Genomic DNA, 25,459 nt, shown 5'->3' on the forward strand with positions numbered 1-25,459 from the left:
CGCCTTCCTTTCGTCGCTTTCGAAAGGTCAACATCGATCATCGCCGGGCGCGATGCGATTTCGCCGCTGCTGGGCAAATCCGTCGACCTCGGGGTATGGTTGCAGGGATTCGGCGTACCGACCATCCCCGTTTGTTCAATGGGCCCGCTGGGCCGGCGGCGAGTTGAGGTTCAAGCGAGGACAGGCAGCAATGCCGCCACAGGAGCGTATCCTGCGCGACGGCGCACATCCTTCCCGCGACCAACAGGCTCCCCACGCGCGCGTGCAACGAGAGGCAATGGCCAAACATCCGACGCCGGACCAGTCCGACCCGCACGCCGGCCATGATCGCAACGACCCCACCTGGCACGAAGGCGGCCAGTGGGATCACGAGCACGACGAAGACGCGCGGTATCGCGCTCGCAAATTGCTCAAGCGTCGCAACCTCGGCCTGCATTCCATCGACGACTGGTCGAGCCGCCGCACGCCCGCGGCGCCTTGGCTGAAGCGGACGCTGCTGACCCTGGCGATCGTCGGCATGGTTCTGGTGGCCGGATTCGCCGGGGTGTGGCTTCGGCTCGGCGCCGGTCCGATCAACCTCGACATGGTGACGCCGTGGCTGGCGGACGCGATCGAAGACAACATCGGTCACGGCAACACGGTGGAAATCGGCGGCACCCAGATCGAGCGCGCGGGGCGGATTCGGGTCGCGGTGCGAATTCGAGACATCGTGGTCCGGGACCGCGACAATGTCGTCATCGCCTCCGCGCCGAAGGCGGAGGTGCGATTGTCCGGCTCGGCGTTGCTGATGGGCAGGCTCCGCGCCGAGAGTTTGCGGCTGGTCGGCGCCGAACTGGCAATCAGGATTGATCCCGAAGGACGGGTGACGGTGTCGACCGGGGCCACGGCGCGGCCGCTCGCCACCGGGGTCGCACCAACTGGCCGCCCGGCCGAATTCAAGCTGCCCACCGAATCCACGCCGCCGGCCGCCACGCCGATGACTCCCGACGGCTCGTCGTCCGCGACCGCCACGCCGGCGCCAGGCAGCGACAACTCTTCGGACCCGATGAAGGGCATGCTGGCCGGGCTGGCATGGCTCGACGGCCTGAGCATGGCGGGGCTGGATGGTCAGAACCTGAACGAGATCGGGCTCAAGAACGGAAGTCTCGTGGTCGAGGACGAGCAGCGGGGCAACCGCTGGACGTTCGAGAACATCTCCCTCAGCCTGCGCCGGCCGAGCCATGGCGGCGTGGCGCTGAGTATCGGCGAGGAGGGCACGAAAGCCTGGTCGCTGCGAGTCCAGGTCGGGGCGGCCCAAGACGGAGTACGCGCGGTCGAACTGCATGCCAACCAAGTGCCGACCCGCACCGTTCTCCTGGCGCTGCGGCTGAAGAACCTGACCTACAGCGCCGATTTTCCACTCACGGGTGATTTCAAAGGCGAAGTCGGCCGCGACGGCGTGCCGACCTATTTCCGCGGCAAGCTGACTGCCGGGGCTGGCACCGTGATCGATTTCGACACCCCGGACTATCCGATGGCGATCGATCAGATCGAAACCTCGTTCGAATGGGATGCCAATCGCCGGGTGCTGATCGCGCCGTTCAAGGTGCTGGCCGGCCCGAACCGGGTGACGCTGCTGGCGTCGCTGGAGCCTCCGAACGGCAGCGTCAATGATTGGCGGCTGGGGCTGTCCGGCGGCACCATCGTTCTTCCGGGCGCGCAGAACGAGAGCCCGCTGATCTTCAACCGGATCGCCGTGCGTGTCCGGTTCGACGGCGCCAACCGCCGCGTGCTGCTGACCCAGGCCGACGTCAGCAACGGCGAGATCGGCGTCGCCGGATCGGGCAGCATCGATTACTCCGGGGAGCCGCGACTGACGCTCGGTCTTGCCGGCACGCCGATGTCGGTCTCGGCGCTGAAACGGATGTGGCCGGTGCTGATCGTGCCGGAACTGCGCGAATGGGTGAACGACCGCATCCGCGCCGGTTCGATCCAGACCATCGACATCGCCATTAACTCGCCGATGAAAAACCTGTCGCGGCGCGGCCCGCCGATTCCGGACGAGGGGCTGCTGGTCAATATCCTCGGCAGCGGCGCGACGATCTATCCGGTCGATGGCATGCCGACCGTGAAGGATGCCGACATGCGGGTGCGAGTGACCGGCCGCACGGCGACTGTCGCGATCAATCAGGCCAATGCGGACACGGACGGCGGTCGCAAGATCGCGCTGTCGGACATTCTGTTCGAGGTCCCGGATCTGGCGCCGAAGCCGGCGCCGTCGCGGATCAGGTTCAAGCTCGAAGGTCCGGTTCCGGGGGTCGCCGAAGTGCTCGCCTCCGGCCGGCTCAGCGATGCGGCCGCCTTGCCGATCGATCCCAACACCAGCAAGGGCAACGTCTCGGCGCAGGTCGCTCTCGGCATGCCGATCCAGCGTGAGCTGACCAAGCAGGACACCAGCTATTCGATTACCGCCGACCTCAGCGGATTCTCTGCCGACAAGGTGGCGATGGGGCAGAAGCTCGAAGCCAATACGCTGAAGGTGATCGCCAACAACCAGGGCTATCAGGTCAAGGGCGACGTCAAGATCAACGGCCAGGCGGCGGCGCTGGACTATCGCAAGCCGGTCGACGGCGACGCCGACGTCAAGCTGCAGGCGACGCTCGACGACGCCAGCCGCGCGCGGCTCGGAGCCGATCTCGGCAGTGGTCTCTCGGGTCCGCTCGGGGTCAAGCTGAACGGAAAGATCGGCGATAACGAACAGGATTCCAAGTTCGCGATCGAAGCCGATCTCACGCCGGTGAAGATCGACAATCTGCTGCCGGGGTGGAGCAAGCAGCCGGGCAAGCCCGGCAAGGCCGCCTTCAACGTGGTGCGCAAGCCGCAATCGACCCGGCTCGACGACGTCACCGTCGAGGGCGGCGGCACCCTGATCAAGGGCTCTCTTGAAGTCGATCCCGACGGCGACCTGATCAACGTCAACTTCCCGGTGTATTCGCCGTCCGAAGGCGACAAGGCGATGCTGAAGGCGGACCGCGGCACCGACGGCGTGCTGAAGGCGGTGATGCGCGGAGATGTGTTCGACGGCCGTGGCTTCATCCGCTCCGCGCTGTCGGGCAGCTCCGCAGATTCAAAGGGGAAGAGCATCGATTTCGATCTCGACCTCAAGTTCGGTGCGGTCGCCGGCTTCTACGGCGAGGCGGTGCGTAGCCTCGAGGTCAAGACGACGCGGCGGAACGGCGCGATCCGCAGTTTCAACATGACCGGCAAACTCGGTCGCGACACCCCGATCACCGCCGATCTGCGCGGCCGCAATCAGGGCCGCGAAGTGATTTATCTCGAGACCAACGACGCCGGCGCGTTCTTCCGCTTCACCGACAGCTACGCGAAGATGTACGGCGGCCAGCTCTCGCTGGCGGTCGAGCCGCCGACAGCCGAACCGCGCGAGAAGGAAGGCCTGATCAATGTCCGCGACTTCACCGTCAAGGGCGAGGCGGCGCTCGATCGCGTCGCGGCCGGCGCTCCGGGCGGCACGCCGCAGGGACTGTCGTTCTCGCGGCTGCGCGCCGAGTTCAGCCGCCAGAACGGCACGCTCACCATTCGCGACGGCGTGGTGAAGGGCCCGACGATCGGCGCCACCATCGAGGGCTCGATCGACTACCCCGCCAACCAGGTGCGGATGAGCGGCACCTTCGTGCCGATGTACGGGCTGAACAACATGTTCGGGCAGATCCCGATCGTCGGCCTGTTCCTCGGCGGCGGCAGCAACGAGGGCCTGATCGGCGTCACCTACGAAGTGGTGGGCACCCCGGGCAAGCCGGTGCTGCGGGTCAATCCGATCTCGGCGATGGCGCCGGGCGTGCTGCGCAAGATCTTCGAGTTCAACACCGGCCGACAAAACAGCGGCGCCGATTTCCCGGCGCCGCCCAACTGATCGTCTCGTCTTTTCGCGTAGGTAGAACGCCGGGGCGCTTCTCAGCGCTGGCGCAGCCACGGAACCATGCGGCCGAGGGTGGCGTCGTGCCGGCCGTATTGATGCCACAGCGCGCCGACGACGTGGATGAACACCACGATCACGGTGGCCAGGAACAACGGTCCATGCGCCGCATGCAGCGCGCCGGCCACTGCCTTGTTGGCTTCAAACAGCGGCGGAATGCCGAGCAGATCGATGCCGCGGCCGGAGAACAGCGTCATGCCGACGCCGGTGGCGGGCAGGGCGATCAGCAGCAGATACAGCAGGCCGTGGCTGATCCGGGCGATCACTTCGGTGACGCGCGGCGACGGCACCAGCTCCGGAGCGCCGTGGATCCGGATCCACAGGACCCGGAGCACGGCGAGGCCCAGCACCACAGTGCCGATCGCCTTGTGCCAATTGTACATCGTGCTGCGCAGCGGGTCGGCTTTGTCCAGCCCCTGCGCGTAGTTCATCGAGGCGAAGAGCGCGATCACGGCGAAGAAGATCACCCAGTGAATGGTGACGGCGAGCGCCCCGTATTCGCTGGGTTGTTTGTCGGCGGAGGCGATGGTTGTAGTCGTCATGATATCTCCGAAGGAAAATCGCGGCACGTCGAAGCCCGCGGCGCGAGCTGCCCACCGGACGATGATGCCCGGCAGAGCGGCGGCAGCGATGTGATCGAGCGCAATTCCGCCGAACACATTTTGCTGATCGCGGGCGTGGGAGGCCGCCAATGGCCCGGTCTATGCCACGCGAGGATTGCGAAGTCATGACCGAAGGCTGCGAGTGCCTTGCAATTACAACGGCTTATTGTCGCTCCCGCAGGGCGGGCACCACCAGAAATGGAATCATGCCGAGCACCACGCTGACCAGTGCGAAGCCGAGCACCGGGTTGTAGCTCTGGGTCAGGTCGTGCAGCAGGCCGCCGCACCACGAGCCGAACGCCGAGCCGAGGCCGCTGCCGATCGCGATCGTGCCGTAGATGGTGCCGACATGCTTGCCGCGGAACACACTCATCGCAGTAGCGGTGATCAGCGGGCCGCGCGAGCCGATCATCGAGCCGAAGCAGATCACGAAGCCGCCGAGCAGCACCGGGTTCGGATACCATTGCAGCAGCCAGAGCAGCGCGAGGCCGGTGATCGAGACCGCATAGGAGAACAGGATCGACGGCCGCCGCCCGATCACCCCGTCGAGCCAACTCACCCCGAGCATGCCGGCCACCAGCACCACGCCGGAAAAGCCCCACGCGGTCGCAGCCTGCAGCGGCGCGAAGCCGGCGTCGACCAGATAAGCCACCACCTGCGCTGCGATCGAATACATCCCGATCGCGGTGAAAAAGAAGGTCGCGAACAGCGCCCAGAACGCGTTGTGGCGCATCGCGCTCCGCAGCGTCCAGCCGTCATCGTCCGCATCCTGTTGGGGTCGCTGCGCGTGGGCGTCCGCGCCGGCGGCGAAACGCCGCCACGGCAGCAACGACAGCGGCAGCAGCAGGACCAGCATCGCGCCGCCCAGCATGAGATAGGCCTCGCGCCAGCCGACCCGTTCGATCAGCACCTGCGCGATCGGCAGCATCACCAAGACGCCGGCGCCGATCGCCGAATACACCACCGCCATCGCGGTCGGCAGCTTTGCGCCGAACCAGCGGCCGAGCAGGATCGAGTTCGGCACGTTGCCGGTGAGGGCGATACCGAGTCCGGCGCACAGGCCGACCGTGATCTGCAATTGCCACAGCCGCTCGGCGTAGGCCGCGACGACGAAGGCGCCGCCGAGCAGCACCATGCCGAGCGTATAGACCGCGCGCGGACCGGAGCGATCGAACAGCCGGCCGACCAGCGGCGAAGCCAGCCCGGTGCACAGCGCCGTCAGCGAATAGATCGACACCACCTCGGCGCGGTCCCAGCCGAACGAGGCCGAGATTGGCAGCAGGAACACGGTGAAGCTCTCACCGAGCCCGCGGCCGAGCAGCGACAGCACGAAGCACAGGCCGAGAATGAACAGGCCGGTGCGCGAGGCACGGTGATCCAAGAGCGATCCTTCCCGAACAACAACGCGTTTTTGCTATCGAACGCGTTTTGGTCGGAAAGGAGCAGGGCCGGGCCGCGAATGGGGCTATGCAAGCCGCAGCAGCACGTGCTTCTTCTTGCCCATCGACAGCTTGATCACGCCGTCGGCCGACAGATCGGTCGCGGTCAGCGTCATCTTCTCGTCGGTGACCGGCGCATCGTTGACCTTGAGGCCACCGGCCTTGATCTGCCGACGTGCTTCGCCGTTGGAGGCGACCAGCCCGGTCTTCTCCGCGAACGCCGCCAGCACGCCGATCCCGGCGTCAAGCTCGGCGCGGGCGATCTCGACGCTCGGCAAATCCTGCGCAGTGCCGCCCTGTTCAAAGGTGGTGCGCGCGGTGGCTTCGGCCTTTTCGGCCGCCTCACGGCCGTGCATCAGCGCGGTTGCCTCGGTGGCCAGGATCTTCTTGGCGTCGTTGATCTCGGCGCCCTGCAGCTTCGACAGCCGCTCGATCTCGTCCATCGGCAGCAGCGTGAACAGCTTCAAGAAGCGGCCGACGTCGGCGTCCTCGGTGTTGCGCCAGTACTGCCAGTAATCGTAGGGCGCCAGCATATCGCCGTTGAGCCAGACGGCACCGGCGGCGGTCTTGCCCATCTTGGCTCCCGAGGCCGTCGTGAGTAGCGGGCAGGTCAGCGCGTGAAGCTGATGCGTGCCCATCCGGCGGCCGAGGTCGACGCCGTTGACGATGTTGCCCCACTGATCCGAGCCGCCCATCTGCAGATTGCATTTGTAACGGCGCGCCAGCTCGACGAAGTCGTAGGACTGCAGGATCATGTAGTTGAATTCGATGAACGACAGTTCCTGCTCGCGGTCGAGCCGCAGCTTCACCGAGTCCATCGTCAGCATGCGGTTGATCGAGAAGTGGCGGCCGACGTCGCGCAGCATCTCGATGTAGTTGAGCTTGGTCAGCCACTCGGCGTTGTCGGCCATCACCGCGTCGCTGTGGCCGTCGCCGAACTTGATGAACTTCGAGAACGTGCCCTTGATCGACTCCTTGTTGGCGTCGATCTGCTCGTAGGTGAGGATCTTGCGGGTCTCGTCGCGGCCCGACGGATCGCCGACGCGCGTGGTGCCGCCGCCCATCAGCGCGATCGGCTTGTTGCCGGTCGCCTGCAGCCAATGCAGCATCATGATCGAGAGCAGATGACCGACGTGCAGCGACGCGGCGGTGCAATCGTAACCGACATACGCGACCACTTCGCCCTTCGCCGCGAGCGCATCGAGCGAGTCGGGGTCGGAAATCTGATGAATGAATCCCCGGCTCTGGAGAACATTCATAAAATCAGACTTAAAAGCGGTCATCTGTATCGGTCTCTGATCACGGTTATTTCACGCATCGCGCAGATCGCGCACGACGACGTCCAGGAAAGTCTTTCGGGCGCGTTACCCTGTGGCATTATAAGAACTAGGTGTTTGACACAAGTTGGACATTCCGCAGCGGCCAGAGAAGGCGCGTGCCATGATGATGACGGCGATCGGACTGATGAGCGGGACGTCGCTCGACGGCGTCGATGTCGCTCTGATCAAGACCGACGGACGGCGCGTCGCTGCGCTGGGGCCGTCGGGCTACCGGCCCTACACCGAGACCGAGCGCGGCCTGCTGCGCCAGGCGCTCGCGGAAGCGGTGCAACTGACGGCGCGCGATGCCCGGCCAGGCGTGCTCGCCGAGGCTGAACGTGCGGTGACGATCGCCCATGCCGAGGCGGTCGCCGCCTTCGTGGCGCAGAACCGGCTGTCGCCGGAGAGCATCGACATCGTCGGCTTCCACGGCCAGACTGTGCTGCACCGGCCGGCCGAGAAGCTCACCGTGCAGATCGGCGACGCCGATGCGCTGGCCAAGGCGATCCGCATGCCGGTGGTGTGCGACTTCCGCGCTGCCGACGTCGCCGCCGGCGGGCAGGGCGCGCCGCTGGTGCCGGTGTATCACCGCGCGCTGGCGCAGTCGCTCGGCCGTGACGGCCCGATCGGCGTCGTCAACATCGGTGGCGTGTCCAACGTCACCTATATCGATGGCAGCGACGCGCTGATCGCCTGCGATACCGGCCCCGGCAATGCGCTGCTGGACGACTTCATGTTCCGCACGCTCGGCAAGCCGTTCGATTGCGAAGGCAGGCTGGCGGCGCAGGGGACGATCGACCAGACGTGGCTCACCGACGCCCTGCAGCATCCGTTCTTCGCCAGGCCGTCGCCGAAATCGCTCGACCGCAACGACTTCGCCGGGCTGACCTTGCGCGACTGGCCGGCGGCCGACGGCGCGGCGACGCTGACGGCGTTCACCGCCGGCGCCATCGCGGCGGTGGTGCCGCTGCTGCCGAAGCCGCCTCAGAGTTGGATCGTCACCGGCGGCGGGGCGCGTAACCTGACGATGATGCGGATGCTGCGCGAAGCGCTGGCACCCGCGAGGGTCGAGACCGCGGATGCGCTGGGCTGGTCGGCCGACGCGATGGAGGCACAGGCGTTCGCCTTCCTTGCCGCGCGCGGGCTCAAGGGCCTGCCGCTGACCTATCCGGCGACGACCGGCGTCGCGTTCCCGATGACCGGCGGACTGATCGCCCGGCGCTAGCGCCGGGCGGTACGTCCGATCAGCGGACGTTGGCGAGCCGCATGTCGAGATAAGAGGTGATCGTCTCCATCAGCGGCTCCATCTTGTCCTCGAAGAAATGGTTGGCGCCGGGAATGGTCTGCTGGTCGATGACGATGCCCTTCTGGGTCTTCAGCTTCTCGACCAGTGTGTTGACGTCCTTGGCCGGAGCCACGATGTCCTTCTCGCCATGGACGATCAGGCCGGACGACGGGCACGGCGCCAGGAACGAGAAATCGTAGCGGTTCGGTTCCGGCGCGATCGAGATGAAGCCTTCGACCTCCGGCCGGCGCATCAGAAGCTGCATGCCGATCCAGGCGCCGAACGAGAACCCGGCGACCCAGCAGGCGCGCGCTTCCGGATTGATGGTCTGCGCCCAGTCGAGCGCCGAGGCCGCGTCCGCAAGCTCGCCGGTGCCGTGGTCGAATGAACCCTGGCTGCGGCCGACGCCGCGAAAATTGAACCGCAATACGGAGAAGCCACGGGCGACGAAGGCGTAGTACACCTGATAGACGATCGGATGGTTCATGTTGCCACGGAACTGCGGATGCGGGTGCAGCACCATCGCGATCGGCGCGTTCTTCTGCTTCGCCGGGTGGTAGCGGCCTTCAAGTCGGCCCGCCGGACCGGTGAAAATAACTTCGGGCATCAGGGATCCTTGCGCGACATCGTGGGATTCGGCCTGGCGCGCCGGGCGCGCGCGGTTTCTGCCTGCAACGGCCGCCGGCTGCCGCAGAGCGGAAGGGGCAGGCGGCCGGCGGAAACGGGGAGCTGCGTTCTAGCATGGAGCGCGGGGCCGAATGCAAGCATATTGAGCAGGGTGGCCGCCGGCGGCGATGCACACGCGCGTGCGGCGGTCCGGCCCGGAACAAGGAATGAAGCGCTTTGACGGTCAATCGAGTGTATCTGGACGGGAATGCGACCACGCCGTTACGGCCGGAAGCCAAGGCGGCGATGGCGGCGGCGTTGGATGTCGTCGGCAATCCCTCGTCGGTCCACGCCGAAGGCCGTGCGGCGCGCGGGCTGCTCGAACAGGCCCGGACGGACGTTGCCGCCATGGTCGGAGCTGCGCCGCGCGACGTGGTGTTCACGTCCGGCGGCACCGAAGCCAACATGCTGGCGCTCATGCCGGAACTCCGGACCAGCGCGGAACCTGTTGAAAGGTTGCTGCTTTCATCCATCGAACATGCCTCCGTTCTGAGCGGCGGCCGGTTCCCGCCCGACCGCGTCGGCCAGATCCGGGTGACGACCGACGGGGTGCTCGACCTCGATCACCTGCGCGCCTTGCTGGCTGACGGGGGACCGGCGCTGGTGTCGGTGATGCTCGCCAACAACGAGACCGGCGCTCTTCAGCCGATTCGTGAAGTGGCTGAGATTGTGCATCAAGCGGGCGGCGTGCTGCACGTCGACGCGATCCAGGCGCTCAGCAAAATTCAATTCGGAATCAAGCAGCTCGGTGCCGATCTTGTGTCGCTGTCTGCACACAAGATCGGGGGGCCCAAGGGCGTCGGCGCGTTGGTGCTGAGCCCGAAGCTCGCCGGACTGGAGCCGGTTCTGCGCGGCGGCGGGCAGGAACTCGGGCGACGCGGCGGTACCGAGAATCTGGTCGGGATCGCGGGCTTCGGCGCTGCGGCGGCCGCGGCTCTCCCGGCGATGGCGGACGACATGGCCCGGATCGAAGGTTTGCGAACACGGCTCGAGGCGGGCTTGCGACACATCTCCGCGGGTGAAGGGGTGATTGTTTGCGCCGGCGTGCCGCGCCTGCCGAACACCACGCTGTTCGCGGTTCTAGGACTCCGGGCCGAAACGGCGGTGATCGGCTTCGATCTGGCCGGAATCGCGGTATCGTCCGGCTCGGCCTGCTCCTCCGGCAAGGTGCAGCCGTCGCACGTTCTGGAGGCGATGGGGTTCGGTCCGGAACTTGCACGATCGGCAATACGGATCAGTCTCGGCTGGTGGAGTAGCGAATCCGACATCGATCGTTGTCTGGAGGCTTGGATAAAGCTCACAGGCAACCTAGCTAAAAGGGATCGTGAAACAGTGCTTGAACGGTTCTAAGAGGGTTTCATCCCGTGACGGATCGTGTAAGCATGTCTTTCGCAGATCCACCGCGGTCCTTGAAACCGTGAGCGGAGGTTTATATGGCTGCCGTCCAAGAGACCGTCGATCGGGTCCGCCAGATCGACGTCGATCAATATCGCTATGGATTCGAGACCCTGATCGAATCCGAGAAGGCTCCGAAGGGGCTTTCGGAAGACATCGTCCGCTTCATTTCGGCCAAGAAGAACGAGCCGGACTGGATGCTGCAGTGGCGGCTGGAGGCTTACCGCCGCTGGCTGACCATGACCGAGCCGACCTGGGCGCGGGTGTCCTATCCGAAGATCGACTTCCAGGATCTGTATTATTACGCCGCGCCGAAGCCGAAGAAGACCATCGGCTCGCTCGACGAGATCGATCCCGAGATCCTGAAGACCTACGAGAAGCTCGGCATTCCGCTGCGTGAAGTGGCGCTGCTCGAGGGCGTCGAGCCGGCACCGGGCGGACCGGACACGCCGAGCCGGAAGATCGCGGTCGATGCGGTGTTCGACTCGGTGTCGGTAGCGACCACGTTCCAGGCAGAGCTGAAGAAGGCCGGCGTGATCTTCATGCCGATCTCTGAAGCGATCCGCCAGCATCCCGAGCTGGTGCAGAAATATCTCGGCAGCGTGGTGCCGACATCCGACAATTTCTACGCCACGCTGAACTCGGCGGTGTTCTCCGACGGCTCGTTCGTCTACGTGCCGCCGGGCGTGCGCTGCCCGATGGAGCTGTCGACCTATTTCCGGATCAACGAGCGCAACACCGGCCAGTTCGAGCGGACGCTGATCATCGCCGACAAGGGCTCTTACGTCAGCTATCTCGAAGGCTGCACTGCGCCGCAGCGCGACGAGAACCAGCTCCACGCCGCGGTGGTCGAACTGGTGACGCTGGACGACGCCGAGATCAAATATTCGACGGTTCAGAACTGGTACCCGGGCAATTCGGAAGGCAAGGGCGGCATCTACAACTTCGTCACCAAGCGTGGCGACTGCCGCGGCGCCAATTCCAAGATCTCCTGGACCCAGGTCGAGACCGGGTCGGCGATCACTTGGAAGTATCCGAGCTGCATCCTGCGCGGTGACAATTCGCGCGGCGAGTTCTATTCGATCGCGATCTCGAACGGCTATCAGCAGGTCGATAGCGGCACCAAGATGATCCATCTCGGCAAGAACACGACGAGCCGGATCATCTCCAAGGGCATCGCCGCCGGCAAGTCGCAGAACACCTATCGCGGCCTCGTCACCGCCCACCGCAAGGCGACCGGCGCGCGCAACTTCACCGCCTGCGACTCGCTGTTGATCGGCGACCAATGTGGCGCGCACACCGTGCCCTACATCGAGGCCAAGAACTCCTCGGCGCTGTTCGAGCATGAAGCGACCACGTCGAAGATCTCCGAGGACGTGCTGTTCTATTGCATCCAGCGCGGCCTCAGCCAGGAAGAGGCGGTCGGCCTCGTCGTCAACGGCTTCGTCAAGGACGTGCTGCAGCAACTGCCGATGGAGTTCGCGGTCGAAGCCCAGAAGCTGATCTCGATCAGCCTCGAGGGTTCGGTCGGGTAAGGCCGGCAAGATTCACGAGGTGGCCGCGCCGCGGCCGCCTCGCAGGACCCGCAACGAAAAACTCATATCAACTCATCCTTCGAGGCGCGCGCCGCCGCCGATCCTCAGGGTGAGAGCCAAACAGGAAGGTCGTTATGGCTGCATTGCTCGAAGTGAAGAATCTCCAGGTCAGCGTCGCGGATCGCGAGATTTTGCACGGGCTGACGCTGACCGTGAACCAAGGCGAAGTCCACGCCATCATGGGGCCGAACGGCTCCGGCAAGTCGACGCTCAGCCACGTCATCGCTGGCAAGCCGGGCTATGAAGTCACCGGCGGCGAGATCCTGTTCAAGGGCGAGAACCTGCTCGAGATGGAGCCGAACGAGCGCGCCGCCAAGGGCGTGTTCCTGGCGTTCCAGTACCCGGTCGAAATCCCCGGCGTCGCCACCATGAACTTCCTGCGCACCGCGCTGAATGCGCAGCGCAAGGCGCGCGGCGAGGACGAATTGTCGACGCCGGATTTCCTCAAGCGGGTGCGTGAGGTTTCCGGCTCGCTCGGTATTCCGCAGGAGATGCTGAAGCGTGGCGTCAATGTCGGCTTCTCGGGCGGCGAGAAGAAGCGCAACGAGGTGCTGCAGATGGCGCTTTTCCAGCCCAGCCTGTGCATCCTCGACGAGATGGACTCCGGCCTCGACATCGACGCGCTACGCATCGCCTCCGAAGGCGTCAACGCGCTGCGCTCGCCGGAGCGGGCGATGGTGGTGATCACTCATTATCAGCGGCTGCTCGACTACATCGTGCCGGACTACGTTCACGTGATGTCGAAGGGCAAGGTGGTGAAGAGCGGCGGCAAGGAGCTGGCGCTCGAACTCGAGGCCAACGGCTACGCACAGTATCAGGAAGCAGCGGCCTGACGGCCGCCGATCGGGACACGGCCATGAACATCGCAGTGGTGAAAGCCGAAAAGCCGGACACAGCGAGCGATAATTTCGCCGCTGCCGGCGCCCGCCTGCCTGTCGCCGGTAAGCTCGACGAGACGCGCCGCCAGGCGCTCGACGTTTTTCAGCGTATCGGCCTGCCGCATCGGCGGATTGAGGATTGGAAGTACACCGACTTGCGGGCGTCGATGCGCGAGGTGTTGCCTGTTGCGCCTGCGCCCGATGCGTCCGCGCTGGTCCGCGCCGAGGCCGCCGCCGGCCTGCACGCGATTGCCGGCGTCCGCCGCCTGGTGTTGGTCGACGGCGCGCTGGCGCCCGGCCTGTCAGACCTTGCCGGCCTTGAAGCCGGCTTATCGATCCGCAGCCTGCGCGCGGAGCTGCAGAGCGGCGACGACTGCGTGCTGTCGCTCGACACTGCCGATCCGATGGTGGCGCTCAACACCGCGCTGATGACCGACGGCGTCGTCATCGAGGTGGCGGACGGCACTACGCTCGCCCGGCCGCTGCACATCCTGCACATCGCTTCCGGTGGCGCGCCGGTGGCGATGTTCACGCGGTCGCGGATCGCGCTCGGCAAGGACGCCGCGGCGACGGTGGTCGAGAGCTACGTGGCGGGCGAGGGCGCCGGCAGCTATCAGGTTCACGATGCTGCTGTGATTGCGGTCGGTGACTACGCCCGTCTCGACTACGTGCGGATCGTCGAAGACTCCCGCGAGGCATTCAACATCACCTCGGCGGCGGTCTCGGTCGGCGCGCACGCACATTTCAACGCGTTCGGCATCACTACCGGCGGTCTCGTCAGCCGCTATCAGGCGGTGGTGACGGTGGCCGGCTCGCATTCCAAGGTCGAGACCAACGGCGTCAATCTCCTCAACGGCAAGCAGCATGCCGACACCACGCTGGTGATGAACCATGACGTCCCGGACTGCGTCAGCCGCGAGGGCTTTCGCGCGGTGTGCGACGATCGCGGTCACTCGGTGTTCCAGGGGCGGATCAATGTCCGGCAGCCGGCGCAGCAGACTGACGCCAAGATGATGACCCGGGCGCTGCTGCTGTCCGACGAGGCCGAGGTCGACAACAAGCCGGAGCTCGAAATCTTCGCCGACGACGTCACCTGCGGTCATGGCGCCGCGGTGGGCGCGCTGGACGATTCTTTGCTGTTCTATCTGCGCGCCCGCGGCCTGCCGCAGAAGGAAGCCGAGGCGATGCTGATCCAGGCGTTCGTCGGCGAGGCGATCGAAGCGATCGCGGACGATAATTTGCGTGAGCTGGTGACCGCCGCTGCGGTGCGCTGGTTGGAGGCTAGGCGATGAGTACGCATCCGGCGGTCAGCAACGGCAGCTACGACGTCGACCTCGTCCGCGAGGACTTTCCGGCGCTGTCGCTGGAGGTCTACGGCAAGAAGCTGGTGTATCTCGACAACGCCGCCTCGGCGCAGAAGCCGCGTCAAGTGCTGACGCGGATGACGCAGGCGTATGAGAGCGAATACGCCAACGTGCATCGCGGCCTGCACTATCTCGCGAACGCCGCCACCGAGGCCTATGAGGGCGGGCGCACGCGCGTGCAGCATCTGCTCAACGCCAAGCGGCCCGAAGAAATCATCTTCACCCGCAACGCCACCGAGGCGATCAACCTGGTGGCGTCGTCGTGGGGCGCGCCGAACATCGGCGAGGGCGACGAGATCGTGCTCTCGATCATGGAGCACCATTCCAACATCGTGCCGTGGCACTTCCTGCGCGAGCGCCAGGGCGCGGTGATCAAGTGGGCGCCGGTCGATGATGAAGGCAACTTCCTGCTCGACGAGTTCGAGAAGCTGCTGGCCGCCAAGACCAAGCTGGTTGCGATCACCCAGATGTCGAACGCGCTCGGCACGGTCGTTCCGGTCAAGGACGTCGTTAGGATCGCCCATGCCCGCGGCATTCCGGTGCTGGTCGACGGCAGCCAGGCGGCGGTGCATCTCGCGATCGATGTCCAGGACATCGACTGCGACTTCTATGTGATGACCGGCCACAAGATCTACGGCCCGACCGGGATCGGCGCGCTGTATGGCAAGTACGATGTGCTCGCCAAGATGCGGCCCTTCAACGGCGGCGGCGAGATGATCCGCGAGGTTGCGCAGGATTGGGTGACCTACGGCGATCCGCCGCATCGATTCGAGGCCGGCACGCCGGCGATCGTCGAGGCGGTCGGACTCGGCGCGGCGATCGATTACGTCAATTCGATCGGCAAGGAGCGGATCGCCGCGCATGAACACGATCTTTTGACCTATGCCGAGGATCGGCTCCGCGAGATCAACGCACTGCGGATCATCGGCAGCGCCAAGGGCAAAGGCCCGGTGATTTCCTTCGAAATGAAGGGCGCGCACCCGCACGACGTCGCCACGGTGATCGACCGGCAGGGCATCGCGGTCCGGGCCGGCACCCATTGCGTGATGCCGTTGCTGGAGCGGTTCCAAGTCACTGCAACGTGCCGTGCGTCGTTCGGCATGTATAATACCCGTGAGGAAGTGGACCAACTCGTCAGTGCGCTGATCAAGGCGCGGGATCTGTTCGCATGACCGATACGATCGAAGCCAAAGCCAACATGCAGACCGTTTCGGCGCTGCCGCCGGAGGAGACCGAGCGGCTCGGCACTGAGATCGTGGCCGCGCTGAAGACTGTGTTCGACCCGGAAATCCCCGCCGACATTTACGAACTCGGACTAATCTACAAAGTCGAGATCAAGGACGACCGCACCGTCGACCTCGACATGACGCTGACGACGCCGAACTGTCCGGCGGCCGCCGAGCTGCCGACCATGGTCGAGAACGCGGTGGCCTCGGTGCCCGGTGTCGGCGTGGTCAACGTCAACATTGTCTGGGAGCCGCCGTGGACGCCGGAGCGGATGAGCGACGAAGCCCGGCTCGTGCTGAATATGTGGTGAGGACGGATTGGGTCTGCGTCTGAACGGAGTGATCGAAACGGCGCTGTATGTCGACGACCTCGATCGCGCCCGAAGCTTCTACCAGGACGTCCTGCTGCTGAGTCCGATGACGAGCGATCAGCGGTTTTGTGCTTTCGACGTGGGCAGCCGCAACGTGCTGCTGCTGTTCAAGCGGGGCAGCACGCTGGAGACGGTCCATCTGCCGGGTGGCACGATCCCGCCGCATGATGGCAGCGGACCTGTCCACATCGGACTGTCGGTCGATCGCGACCGGCTCGGCGAATGGGAAGCGCGCCTGACGGAGCATGGCGTGGAGATCGAAGGACGCACGGAGTGGCCGCGCGGCGGGTCGAGTATCTATTTCCGTGATCCGGATCGCCATCTGTTGGAACTTGTGACGCCGGGTGTCTGGCCGATTCATTAGGCCCGATCCTACCGCGAGGTGGTAGCACCTTTCGAAGTGGCGGTTGCGTAACTATCTGAAGGTCCGGCTGGTCGCCGGTGAAGCGGCGAACGTCTCCGGGCAGGCCCGGCAACAGGAGTGGGAAACACCATGGCTACGGCACGTCCTCGGCCTCAAGTGATGCGCCTCACCGACGCGGCGGCCGGTCGCGTCAAGGAACTGATGGGCCGCGCCGACAGCGAGATTCTCGGCCTGCGCGTCGGGATCAAGAATGGCGGCTGCGCCGGGCAGTCCTACACGGTCGAGTACGCTCACGATATCAAGCCGAACGACGAAGTCATCGAAGACAAGGGCGTGAAGATCCTGGTCGATCCGAAGGCGGTGTTGTTCCTGCTTGGTACCGAGATGGACTACAAGGCCGACAGGATGCAGGCGCAGTTCGTGTTCAACAACCCGAACCAGATCTCAGCGTGCGGCTGCGGCGAGTCCGTGGAGCTGAAGCCGGCCTCGATCGACGGCTGAGTTCCATCGGATCTGATTCAAACTTTACATTCCGTCAGAAGTGCAGAGCGCGCGGTACGCTACCGCGCGGTATTTGCGTCTGCGAATTAAGTGCGCTTTAAGGGGCGGCAAGTGAATACCTCTCCAAGGGTGAAACGATCAGGGGAGGATCACCATGAAGCGCCGCGATTTTCTGCTTGGAGCTGCAGCCGTCGGTCTCGGTGGACCGCTGCTGGCGAAGGCGGCAATCTCTTCCCTGCACGCCGAACCGGCGGCGCGGAAAGGGGCGAAGATCGCCAAGGTCGCGATCTTTCCGGCGATCGGCTTCTCCCGCGTCGGCAATGCCGAGGACTGGTTTCTGGCACCGGAGGTGCCGGGCCTGCTCGACGAGCCCGAAGGCGGCTTCAAGGACAAGCAGGGACGGATCAAGAAACAGGTGCAGCGCTTCCGCCTGTTCGGCTACGACGACCAGGGCCGGGTGGTGCGCGAACTCGATGCCGCCGACGGCGTGACCTGGAGCGTGCACGTCGCCAATACCAAGGCGGCCTGGTACGGCTTCATCAACGCGATGGATCGCGGCGACAGCGCGCCTGGCGTCCCCGGCGCGCAGCGCAACGCCTTCATCGCCGCCGACAAGCGCGAAGCGATGCTGTGCATCGACGCCGGCAAGCTGGAGATCGCCGGCGCCTCGACCAACCCCAAGGGCGGTGACGACAAGTATCGGATGAAGGGCCGGTTCTGGCAGACGCTCGACGTCTCGCTCGGCCATCTGCGCACCGACGACAAGGGACGCCTGCTGGTATTTGCTGCGGACGGCGTGTCGCGCACCGCGCTGCCGCAGAATCCGGTGCGCGATTTCACCAACAATGACGGCTGGCACGACGATTGGGCCGACGGCTGGGTCAAGGCGACCGTCACCGTCGACGGCCAAAAGCTCGATTGCGATCCAGCCTGGGTGGTGTGCTGCGGGCCGAAATTTGCGCCGCAGCTCGAGCCTATCGTGACCCTGTACGACGCCGCGCACGAAGCGATGGTCGCGCTCGGTCAGATCAAGCCGCCGGCCGACAAAGTGTCGTTCCGCCGCGACGTGCTGCCGATCCTGCGCCGTGCCGGCACGATGCAGTGGGTTGCCGCAGCCTCGTTCCTCGGCGCGGCGTGGAACGACATCGGCGATCTGTCGGACCCGGCGACGATCGAGATGTTGGCAAAGCCGGGCGCGGAGGCGAGGGCCGAGCGCAAGAAGGTGTTCGATGCCTTCCGTAGGCCCGACGGCACCGACCAGCGCAATCACGCCATTCCGATCATGCTCGGCGACGGCGTCAATTATCAGGACAGTGCGCATTCCTGGCTGGCACTGACTCGGCCGCAATACCGCGTGCTGGAATTGTGGGCCGACGGCAAGTTCGAGGCCGACTACGCCGACAAGAGCGCCGACGCCGTCCGCCTCCTCGACGATCTGCCGATCGAACTACGCCCCGAGGCGATGACACGCGCCGCGCTCGACGCCTGTTCGGGTGGTGCGTTCCATCCCGGCGTCGAGATCACCTGGCCGATCCGCCACAAGGAGCTGTATCGCGGCCCGAACGAGACCAGGCTGCCGTTCCGTATTGCGCTGTCGAACCGCAAGAGCCTGGCGCAGGACGTCGGGCTGCAGCTCAACCCGGTCAACGTGTTTGCCGGCAATCCCGACAAGCCGGATCAGGGCAGGCCGATCGGCCCGCAGGCGCCCGGCGATCTGACGCGCTGGATGGGCGTGCCGTGGCAGGGCGATGCGTTCAGTTGCCAGGCCGTGCTCACCGCCAGCGGCTTTCCGACACCGGTGTGGTGGCCGGCGTTGCTGCCGGTCGATGTGCTGCCCGAGGCGTTCTATCAGCAGATGATGCGCACCGATCTGACCGAAGAAGAACGGCTGCGGTTCTATCACACGCGGGTGCCGTGGGCGCGCGGCGCGGCCGGCATCGGGCTGCACGTCGAGGCCGGCTACACCGATGGCCTGCGCCGGATGATCGAGCTCTGGACGCAGATGGGCGTCGTCGTGCGCCGCCCCGGCCCGAAGGGGCTGCCCGGTGTGCCCGATCAACTTTATGTCGAGGTGCAGCGCGGTTCGATGGATATCGCGGCGCCAACGCTACCGCGCTGATCTTGATGGGCCGGATCGCCGTAATCGGCGCAGGGGTGGCGGCGCTGGCCGCCACGCGCACGCTGGTGCTCGCCGGACGACGGCCGCTGCTGATCGCGCCCGATCGTGACGTGATCAGCCGCGGCGAAACGTTGTCACCCGCGGCCGCGGGATTGCTGGATCACCTGCAATGGTCCGATCTGCTCGACGACGAAACATCGGTGATGAGCGAAGGCCGTTTTTCGGTCTGGGGCGACGCGAAGTTGCGCCGTGCCGCGCCAGGCGAGGGGGCCGGCTGGCACATCGACCGCGCCGCATTCGAGCGGCGGATGCGCGGCAAGCTGCAGAGCGATGCGATCGAATGTTCTGCGATCATCGTGACCATGCTGGCGCATCACTGCGACGGAGTCGTGATCGAACTCGGAGATGGCCGCGTCGTGTTCGCCGACGCGGCGATCGATTGCAGCGGCCGCGCCGCGTTGTCGTCGGGGACCGCTGCGGGGCGTCGCCGCACCGACCGGCTGGTCGCGGTGTGGCGCGTGCTGGTCCTGCCGGACGAGACTGAGCCCGCTGCGGCGACGCTGGTCGAAGCAGTTGCGCTCGGCTGGTGGTACATGGCTCCGCTACCTAGCCGCCGCATGATGCTCGGCCTGTTCACCGACACCGATCTGTTACCGCCCGGCGCGACGCAAGATGGCGCCAGGTGGACCGAGTTGGCTGCGTCGACGATCGCGATCGCACCGCGGCTGCGCAGCCTTGGTCTCGATGAGATCGCTGGGTGCGAGCCGCCGCAGGTCGCGCCCGCCGCCACCGTCACGGCCAGCCGGTTGATCGAAGGGCGCATCCTGCGCGCCGGCGACGCTGCGGCGGCGCTCGATCCGCTTGGTGCCAACGGGCTCGCCACCGCGCTGTGGAGCGGGGTGGCGGCCGCGGAGGCGGCATTGACACTCGCCGACGGCGAGCGCGAGCGCGCCGACGCCTATGAGCGCGATTACTTGCAAGGGATTGCGCAGCATCTCTTCACCCAGCAGGCGATGTATGCCGCCGAAGCGCGCTTCGCCGATGCGCCGTTCTGGCAACGCCGCCGGCCCGCTGCATCGTCCCACCCTCAAGAGGAGACACTGCCATGACCAACTTTTTGCGCACGCTGCTCGCGGCGGCTGCCCTTGCCGTCGCGATGCCGGGCCTGGCTTCCGCCGAATCCAGCGCGGTGAAGATCATTGCGCCGACCGACAAGACCATCACGCCGAGTGGCACCTGGAGCATCGGCGCGCGCGCCGGCGACTTCGTCTTCATCGGCGGCATGCGCGGTACCGACCGCGTCACCGGCAACATGGTCGACGGCGACGAGGCCCGGATCCGGCGGATGTTCGACAACATGCTGGCGGCGGCCGAAGCGGCCGGGGCGACGAAATCGGATGCGGTGCGCCTCACGGTGTTCGTCACCGACGTCGCCAAGTATCGGCCGGTGGTCAACAAGGTGCAGAAGGATATCTGGGGCGACGGCCCGTATCCGCCGCGCACCGTATTGCAGGTGCCGGCGCTGGATCAGGGTGACATCGCCGAGATCGACGGCACGTTCTACGCGCCGGAGAAAAAATAGCCTTCAGCCGGCACTTTCGCCGCTATGCTGAGCGGCGGTGCGTATGGTCGCACCGCCCGATCCGTCAGCGCTGCGAGTCGCCATGGACCGCGAATTCCTCGCCGACCTGTTCTCGCCGTTCGGCCCTGTGACGATCCGGCGGATGTTCTCCGGCTTCGGTGTCTCCGCCGACGGCGTGACCTTCGCGCTGGTGATCCGGGATGCGATCTATCTACGCACCGACGCGGACGGCGCGGCCCGGTTCGAGGCCGAGCGCAGCCGTCCGTTTCGCTATGATACGCGCGACAAGACCGTGACGGTGGGGTCGTACTGGCTGCTGCCGGAGCGGCTGCTCGACGATCCCGAGGAGTTCGCCGACTGGGCGAGGATCGCTTTCGCCGTGGCCGAGCGTGCGGCGCTCGCCAAGGCGGCCCGCAAGCCGCGAAAGGCGGCGATCAAGACGGGGACATCGGCCAAACGCGAGGCGAAGTCCGCCGCGAAGGCGGTGAAGAAGGCTGGTGCGAAGACGGCGAAAGCCAAGGCTGCGACAGCCAAGACGGAGAAGGCTAAGGCTGAGAAGGCTAAGACCGCCGCCCCGAAGCGCAGCCGGCTTCCTCGGTGAGTGTTCAGGCCACCGCAGCCTGGGTATCGTTCGAATGTTCCGGGTCGGTCTCGCACACGACGCGATTGCGACCGTTGCGCTTGGCCGCGTACAGGCAGGCGTCGGCGCGGCCGATCAGGGATTCGACGTCGTCGTTCGGCTTCAGCGTCGACACCCCGGCGGACAGCGTCACGCGGCCCAGGATTTCGCCTGTCGATTTCTTCTTCAGCTCCTTGGACATCACCTGCCGGCGGATGTTGTCGGCGACGATGATTGCCTGGCGCAGCGGCGTGTTCGGCAGCACCACGGCGAATTCCTCGCCGCCGTAGCGAGCGGTGAAGTCCTGGCCCTTGATGCTCTGCTTCAAAGTGAGCCCGACCAGGCGCAGCACCTGATCGCCGGTGAGGTGGCCGTAAGTGTCGTTGAATGATTTGAAGTGGTCGATGTCCATCATCAGGAGCGACAGCGGCTGATGGCTCGCAGCGGCGCTGCGCAGCGCGTCGTGGACGGTACGATCGAAATGTTTGCGATTGCCGAGCCCGGTCAAAGGGTCGGTGAGGCTCTCGTTGCGGATCGCTTCCAGGCTGAGCTGGAGGTTGGCGATCTCCTGCTTCGATGCCGACAGCCGCTGTTCCAGCGCGCTGTTGGTCTGCTGCATCTCGCGCGTGGTGACGACGAGGCGCTCGACGATCGCCTTGATCTGGTCGTGGTCGGTCGCCAGCGACAGTTTCTGGCTTTCGCCGTGGAGATCGTCACCGAAGCTGGCGGTGCTGCCGAGGGTTTCGGCGAGCATCGCCATGATGTCGTCGATCTCTCCCGCGACGCGTGCGCCGATCCGGTCGATCCGATCGGTGGCGCGGCCTTGCGACAGATAGGTATCGTGGAGCTGGTCGAGGTCCGCCTCGCTCAGGCTGCCGCGATGCGCCAGCGTGTCGTTGATTGCGCGATTCAGCTCTTGGTTGTGGCCGGTCGCATAGGTGTACCAGATCTCGTAGTTGCGAGGTCCGGCGCCGTGGCGGAGGTTCTTGATTTGGGAAAGAGCCACCTCGGCATAGGCCATGGTGCGATCATGGTCGTCCTGCAGCGCGGCCACGAGCCACCCCTCCGATCGGCGTTTTTCAACGCATCTTCGTGAAACGGCGAGAGAGTATGGCTGGCGCGGTGAAGGCTCGGTAAACTCCGCCGCGAGCGCCCATCAGCCCCGCGCGCGCACCGGGCGCAGCAGGAACGCCGGCAAATGCGAGTGGTCCCCCGCCTCCGAGGAGGTGTCGCGGGCGGGCGGGGCGGAGCCGAATGCGGCATGGGCGGCGGGCGCCGCGGGCGGGGCAGCGGCCGGAGCACTACGCGGTTCACGGCGCGGTTTGCGCTCGCGCGGTTCACGGGGCTCACGCCGCGGCTCGCGATGGCGGCCTTCCGCTGCGCGCCGCGACCGTGCCGGGCGTTCGGTTTCCGGCTCGCCGGCGGTTTCGCTCGCCACCGATGGGGCGGCCTCCGCGCGCGGGATGTCCTGGCCGATCAGCTTCTCGATTGCGGCCATCGACTTCTGGTCGGACGGCGCGACGATCGTCAAGGCCGTGCCTGCGCGGCCGGCGCGGCCGGTGCGGCCGATCCGGTGCACGTAGTCGTCAGGATGATGCGGAACGTCGAAGTTGAAGACGTGGCTGACTTCGGGAATGTCGAGACCGCGGGCGGCGACATCGGAAGCGACCAGGATCGGCAGCTCACCCTTGCGGAAGGCTTCCAGCGCGGCCATTCGGGCGGTCTGGTCCATGTCGCCGTGCAGCGCGCCGACGCTGAAACCGTGGCGCTGGAGCGACCGGGCGAGCAGTGCGACTTCGCGCTTGCGGTTACAGAAGATAATGGCGTTCTTCAGATCGGTGGCGCCGCGGATCAGGTGTCGCAGCGTCTCGCGCTTCTCGTGAGGTTCGCGTCCACATGGGACCTGCGACTGTGTCACGGTGACCGCCGTCGAGGCGGGCTTGCTGACTTCGATCTTTTCGGGATTGTGCAGGAAGGTTTCGGTGATCCGCCGAATTTCGGTCGGCATCGTCGCGGTGAAGAACAGCGTCTGCCGCGTGAACGGGACCAGTTTGCAGATCCGCTCGATGTCCGGAATGAAGCCCATGTCGAGCATGCGGTCGGCTTCGTCGATCACCAGCATCTCGACGCCGGTCAGCAGCAGGCCGCCGCGTTCGGTATGGTCGAGCAGGCGTCCCGGCGTAGCGATCAGTACGTCGACCCCGCGGGTCAGTTTGAGATCCTGGTCTCCGAACGAAACGCCGCCGATCAAAAGGGCGACGTTGAGTTTCTGGCCGGCGCCGTATTTGTCGAACTGCTCTTTGACCTGGGCTGCCAGTTCGCGGGTCGGTTCGAGAATCAGGGTGCGGGGCATGCGGGCGCGGGCACGCCCCTTTTCCAGCAGTGTCAGCATCGGCAGCACGAAGGCGGCGGTCTTGCCGGTGCCGGTCTGCGCGATCCCGAGGACGTCTCTGCGGGCAAGGACGTGGGGGATCGCCTGCTGCTGAATCGGGGTGGGCGAAACGTAACCGGCGGCGGCGACGGCGGCTTGGACCTTCGTGGAAAGTCCCAGATTGGTAAAAGACATCGAGCCTCTGTTGTCGGGGGCGCGGCCTGATCCTAGTGCCTTCGGCCGGAACTCGGGATCACGCCACTTGATCGAACCGCCGCATGGATTCTTAGAAAAACCACTGTCGCGCTCAACCCCGGAGCGGCTAGCAATCTTGCACGGGGAAGTCGGATCACGGACAGGCGGCTCAATCGGGGCATCGCTTGACGCAATACCGGGCCGCATCACGGCCGGAACATAGGCCGGAATCGGCCAAAGTCAATGCGCCCGCGCATGAAACGGCTGCAAAGGCTTAATGTTTCTGCGCATCGGGATCCCGCCCGGGCCGGCAGCGACGCAGTGTTTCGGTCGGCGATTCCCCGAACGCGTCGCGATAGTCCTGGGCGAAGCGACTTGGATTGGCGAAGCCGCAGCGCAGTGCGACCCCGATCAACGTACTGGCGGCGCCGCTCTCCAGCAGCCTCTTGGCGTGCTGGAGTTTTGCCCGCTTGACGTAGGCCGAGGGCGAGTAGCCGCGGTGCTTGAGAAACGCGCGGGTGAGTGTCGAGATGCTCACCCCTGCGACACGCGCCATGTCCTCGACGCTGATGTCCTCGTCGCAGCGGCTGTCGACAAAGTGCTCCGCGGTGCGCACGTAGCGCGGCACATCGTCGTTCACGGCGGTATCGAGCAGGTGCGCGAGATTGTGCCGGCTGCAATACAGCAGGGCAGTGATGCAGGATTGCTCCAGATGCAGCAGGACGTTTCTCGGCCAGACCGAGAACTTCGCATCGAGTCGCGATGCGAGTAGCGTCGTGAGGTCTCTGAAACCGAGATAGCGCGGTTGGTCGTTGGCGATCACCGGGTCGAACAGGATCGGTTGGCGCGGCTTGAAACCGAGCAGCGATGCGATCGAGCGTTCGAGTACGCGCTGCGGCAATCGCAGCAGCAATTGTCGCGAGTTTCGCCCGAATTCCAGTTGGGCGCTGGTGCCGGGCGAACAGATACAAGCTTCTCCTTGCGACAGTTCGACGCGGTGCTGGCCGCTCGAGAGCTGCGCGTTGCCCTCCAGGCAAAGCTGCACCAGGGCGATCTCCCGCTTCGGTATCAGCAGCCGGGTCGCTCCGGAGCTGTGGAGGAAGTACAAACCGATATGCGGAAGTTCGGCGAGGTTGGTTCGCATGAAGAAGTCGCTCGGCTTCGAGGTGGTCATGTCGACGCCGTAGCGCCGCAAGATGTCTCTCGCTTCCACCGGATCGCGACTCCGTACCAGCGGGAAATCCTGCAGCAACTCCTGTGTTGAATCTGAAACGACGACTTTCGACTTCATCTCGAGCTCACGCTGATCTCCGGTGGTTTGCTCCGACTATTTCGATCGTTGTGCCGGCGTTGTCGACCCGTCTCCTGGTTTTGTCCTAACTGACCGAATTTGTACTTACCCGCGATTAGCGGCCGCCTGATACGGACAATCATCGATGTTGTGTGTGCGGGGACACCTTCGTCCGAATGCTGATCGGTTCGATCGATTTGCGTATCTCGCGGCCATCGCGGGGGCGCGAGTCTAGCCGAAGCCGGCGCGGTCGGCGCTAACAACATCGGCCAATTGATCGAGCGTGCGGTGTCGCGCGTCGGTG

At 65.5% G+C, this 25,459-nt stretch carries 21 protein-coding genes; 14 read left to right on the plus strand and 7 right to left on the minus strand.

From position 1 onward, the window contains the following. Nucleotides 1–190: 190 nt before the first annotated feature. Nucleotides 191–3,910 (plus strand): YhdP family protein, encoded by a 3,720-nt coding sequence (locus FLL57_RS07890; protein WP_142882605.1) that lies wholly within the window; start codon nucleotides 191–193, stop codon nucleotides 3,908–3,910. 41 nt (nucleotides 3,911–3,951) lie between these two features. On the opposite strand, the gene FLL57_RS07895 is transcribed toward FLL57_RS07890, so the two are convergent. The 3 genes from FLL57_RS07895 to tyrS form a co-directional block, all read right to left on the minus strand. Next, a complete protein-coding gene (locus FLL57_RS07895; protein WP_047309465.1) occupies nucleotides 3,952–4,515 on the minus strand; it encodes a cytochrome b in 564 nt (187 codons plus the stop codon). 223 nt (nucleotides 4,516–4,738) lie between these two features. Next, nucleotides 4,739–5,956, minus strand: coding sequence for an MFS transporter (locus FLL57_RS07900; RefSeq protein ID WP_047309442.1), 1,218 nt, complete (start codon nucleotides 5,954–5,956; stop codon nucleotides 4,739–4,741). Nucleotides 5,957–6,040: 84 nt separating this feature from the next. After that, nucleotides 6,041–7,297 (minus strand): tyrosine--tRNA ligase, encoded by a 1,257-nt coding sequence (gene tyrS, locus FLL57_RS07905; protein WP_013502750.1) that lies wholly within the window; start codon nucleotides 7,295–7,297, stop codon nucleotides 6,041–6,043. A gap of 157 nt (nucleotides 7,298–7,454) precedes the next feature. Between tyrS and FLL57_RS07910 the strand changes: the two genes are divergently transcribed. Beyond that, nucleotides 7,455–8,558 carry an anhydro-N-acetylmuramic acid kinase gene (locus FLL57_RS07910; protein ID WP_142882606.1) on the plus strand — a complete coding sequence of 368 codons (1,104 nt, stop codon included), beginning with the start codon at nucleotides 7,455–7,457 and terminating at the stop codon, nucleotides 8,556–8,558. A 19-nt stretch (nucleotides 8,559–8,577) separates the two neighbouring features. Here the strand turns inward: FLL57_RS07910 and FLL57_RS07915 are convergent, their stop codons facing one another. Further along, the gene (locus tag FLL57_RS07915; protein WP_013502748.1) at nucleotides 8,578–9,225 is read right to left on the minus strand and encodes an alpha/beta hydrolase; all 648 of its coding nucleotides are present in this window, start codon (nucleotides 9,223–9,225) and stop codon (nucleotides 8,578–8,580) included. Nucleotides 9,226–9,461: 236 nt separating this feature from the next. Between FLL57_RS07915 and FLL57_RS07920 the strand changes: the two genes are divergently transcribed. From FLL57_RS07920 to FLL57_RS07975, 12 genes are all read left to right on the plus strand, one after another. Continuing rightward, nucleotides 9,462–10,634: a cysteine desulfurase family protein gene (locus tag FLL57_RS07920; RefSeq protein WP_142882607.1), complete on the plus strand. Its 1,173-nt coding sequence runs from the start codon at nucleotides 9,462–9,464 to the stop codon at nucleotides 10,632–10,634. 83 nt (nucleotides 10,635–10,717) lie between these two features. Further along, nucleotides 10,718–12,214, plus strand: coding sequence for a Fe-S cluster assembly protein SufB (gene sufB / locus FLL57_RS07925; RefSeq protein WP_142882608.1), 1,497 nt, complete (start codon nucleotides 10,718–10,720; stop codon nucleotides 12,212–12,214). 134 nt (nucleotides 12,215–12,348) lie between these two features. After that, nucleotides 12,349–13,107 carry a Fe-S cluster assembly ATPase SufC gene (gene sufC / locus FLL57_RS07930; RefSeq protein WP_013502745.1) on the plus strand — a complete coding sequence of 253 codons (759 nt, stop codon included), beginning with the start codon at nucleotides 12,349–12,351 and terminating at the stop codon, nucleotides 13,105–13,107. A 23-nt stretch (nucleotides 13,108–13,130) separates the two neighbouring features. Continuing rightward, nucleotides 13,131–14,444, plus strand: a complete 1,314-nt coding sequence (gene sufD, locus FLL57_RS07935; protein ID WP_142882609.1) for a Fe-S cluster assembly protein SufD — start codon at nucleotides 13,131–13,133, stop codon at nucleotides 14,442–14,444. After that, nucleotides 14,441–15,688: a cysteine desulfurase gene (locus FLL57_RS07940; RefSeq protein WP_142882610.1), complete on the plus strand. Its 1,248-nt coding sequence runs from the start codon at nucleotides 14,441–14,443 to the stop codon at nucleotides 15,686–15,688. Before sufD ends, FLL57_RS07940 begins: the two co-directional genes overlap by 4 nt. Further along, nucleotides 15,685–16,053 carry an SUF system Fe-S cluster assembly protein gene (locus FLL57_RS07945; protein WP_013502742.1) on the plus strand — a complete coding sequence of 123 codons (369 nt, stop codon included), beginning with the start codon at nucleotides 15,685–15,687 and terminating at the stop codon, nucleotides 16,051–16,053. The genes FLL57_RS07940 and FLL57_RS07945 overlap by 4 nt, the downstream gene beginning before the upstream one ends. A 7-nt stretch (nucleotides 16,054–16,060) precedes the next feature. Continuing rightward, entirely contained in the window at nucleotides 16,061–16,477 is a 417-nt protein-coding gene (locus tag FLL57_RS07950; RefSeq protein ID WP_142882611.1) for a VOC family protein, read from the plus strand. A gap of 129 nt (nucleotides 16,478–16,606) precedes the next feature. Beyond that, nucleotides 16,607–16,978 carry a HesB/IscA family protein gene (locus FLL57_RS07955; protein WP_013502740.1) on the plus strand — a complete coding sequence of 124 codons (372 nt, stop codon included), beginning with the start codon at nucleotides 16,607–16,609 and terminating at the stop codon, nucleotides 16,976–16,978. 154 nt (nucleotides 16,979–17,132) lie between these two features. After that, nucleotides 17,133–19,097, plus strand: a complete 1,965-nt coding sequence (goxA, locus tag FLL57_RS07960) for a CTQ-dependent glycine oxidase GoxA (protein WP_142882612.1) — start codon at nucleotides 17,133–17,135, stop codon at nucleotides 19,095–19,097. Between the two features lie 5 nt (nucleotides 19,098–19,102). Further along, complete coding sequence (locus FLL57_RS07965; RefSeq protein ID WP_013502738.1) at nucleotides 19,103–20,206, plus strand: NAD(P)/FAD-dependent oxidoreductase; 1,104 nt, start codon at nucleotides 19,103–19,105, stop codon at nucleotides 20,204–20,206. Further along, on the plus strand, nucleotides 20,203–20,679 hold the full coding sequence (locus FLL57_RS07970; protein ID WP_047309451.1) for a RidA family protein: 477 nt from the start codon (nucleotides 20,203–20,205) through the stop codon (nucleotides 20,677–20,679). Before FLL57_RS07965 ends, FLL57_RS07970 begins: the two co-directional genes overlap by 4 nt. Before the next feature lie 82 nt (nucleotides 20,680–20,761). Continuing rightward, on the plus strand, nucleotides 20,762–21,280 hold the full coding sequence (locus tag FLL57_RS07975) for a TfoX/Sxy family protein (protein WP_047309467.1): 519 nt from the start codon (nucleotides 20,762–20,764) through the stop codon (nucleotides 21,278–21,280). 4 nt (nucleotides 21,281–21,284) lie between these two features. On the opposite strand, the gene FLL57_RS07980 is transcribed toward FLL57_RS07975, so the two are convergent. The 3 genes from FLL57_RS07980 to FLL57_RS07990 form a co-directional block, all read right to left on the minus strand. Then, nucleotides 21,285–22,352 carry a GGDEF domain-containing protein gene (locus FLL57_RS07980; RefSeq protein ID WP_080964225.1) on the minus strand — a complete coding sequence of 356 codons (1,068 nt, stop codon included), beginning with the start codon at nucleotides 22,350–22,352 and terminating at the stop codon, nucleotides 21,285–21,287. A 102-nt stretch (nucleotides 22,353–22,454) separates the two neighbouring features. Then, nucleotides 22,455–23,864: a DEAD/DEAH box helicase gene (locus FLL57_RS07985; protein WP_013502734.1), complete on the minus strand. Its 1,410-nt coding sequence runs from the start codon at nucleotides 23,862–23,864 to the stop codon at nucleotides 22,455–22,457. 274 nt (nucleotides 23,865–24,138) lie between these two features. Then, on the minus strand, nucleotides 24,139–25,155 hold the full coding sequence (locus tag FLL57_RS07990) for an AraC family transcriptional regulator (RefSeq protein WP_142882613.1): 1,017 nt from the start codon (nucleotides 25,153–25,155) through the stop codon (nucleotides 24,139–24,141). Nucleotides 25,156–25,459 lie beyond the last annotated feature (304 nt).

The organism is Rhodopseudomonas palustris (genome assembly GCF_007005445.1).
Classification (GTDB): domain Bacteria; phylum Pseudomonadota; class Alphaproteobacteria; order Rhizobiales; family Xanthobacteraceae; genus Rhodopseudomonas; species Rhodopseudomonas palustris_G.

Bases quoted from the DNA above. Each gene is read 5' to 3' on its own strand.
- FLL57_RS07890 (WP_142882605.1), top strand. From the start codon at position 191: ATGCCGCCACAGGAGCGTATCCTGCGCGACGGCGCACATCCTTCCCGC.
- FLL57_RS07895 (WP_047309465.1), bottom strand. From the start codon at position 4,515: ATGACGACTACAACCATCGCCTCCGCCGACAAACAACCCAGCGAATAC.
- tyrS (WP_013502750.1), bottom strand. From the start codon at position 7,297: ATGACCGCTTTTAAGTCTGATTTTATGAATGTTCTCCAGAGCCGGGGA.
- FLL57_RS07910 (WP_142882606.1), top strand. From the start codon at position 7,455: ATGATGATGACGGCGATCGGACTGATGAGCGGGACGTCGCTCGACGGC.
- FLL57_RS07915 (WP_013502748.1), bottom strand. From the start codon at position 9,225: ATGCCCGAAGTTATTTTCACCGGTCCGGCGGGCCGACTTGAAGGCCGC.
- sufB (WP_142882608.1), top strand. From the start codon at position 10,718: ATGGCTGCCGTCCAAGAGACCGTCGATCGGGTCCGCCAGATCGACGTC.
- sufC (WP_013502745.1), top strand. From the start codon at position 12,349: ATGGCTGCATTGCTCGAAGTGAAGAATCTCCAGGTCAGCGTCGCGGAT.
- sufD (WP_142882609.1), top strand. From the start codon at position 13,131: ATGAACATCGCAGTGGTGAAAGCCGAAAAGCCGGACACAGCGAGCGAT.
- FLL57_RS07940 (WP_142882610.1), top strand. From the start codon at position 14,441: ATGAGTACGCATCCGGCGGTCAGCAACGGCAGCTACGACGTCGACCTC.
- FLL57_RS07945 (WP_013502742.1), top strand. From the start codon at position 15,685: ATGACCGATACGATCGAAGCCAAAGCCAACATGCAGACCGTTTCGGCG.
- FLL57_RS07955 (WP_013502740.1), top strand. From the start codon at position 16,607: ATGGCTACGGCACGTCCTCGGCCTCAAGTGATGCGCCTCACCGACGCG.
- goxA (WP_142882612.1), top strand. From the start codon at position 17,133: ATGAAGCGCCGCGATTTTCTGCTTGGAGCTGCAGCCGTCGGTCTCGGT.
- FLL57_RS07965 (WP_013502738.1), top strand. From the start codon at position 19,103: ATGGGCCGGATCGCCGTAATCGGCGCAGGGGTGGCGGCGCTGGCCGCC.
- FLL57_RS07970 (WP_047309451.1), top strand. From the start codon at position 20,203: ATGACCAACTTTTTGCGCACGCTGCTCGCGGCGGCTGCCCTTGCCGTC.
- FLL57_RS07975 (WP_047309467.1), top strand. From the start codon at position 20,762: ATGGACCGCGAATTCCTCGCCGACCTGTTCTCGCCGTTCGGCCCTGTG.
- FLL57_RS07985 (WP_013502734.1), bottom strand. From the start codon at position 23,864: ATGTCTTTTACCAATCTGGGACTTTCCACGAAGGTCCAAGCCGCCGTC.
- FLL57_RS07990 (WP_142882613.1), bottom strand. From the start codon at position 25,155: ATGAAGTCGAAAGTCGTCGTTTCAGATTCAACACAGGAGTTGCTGCAG.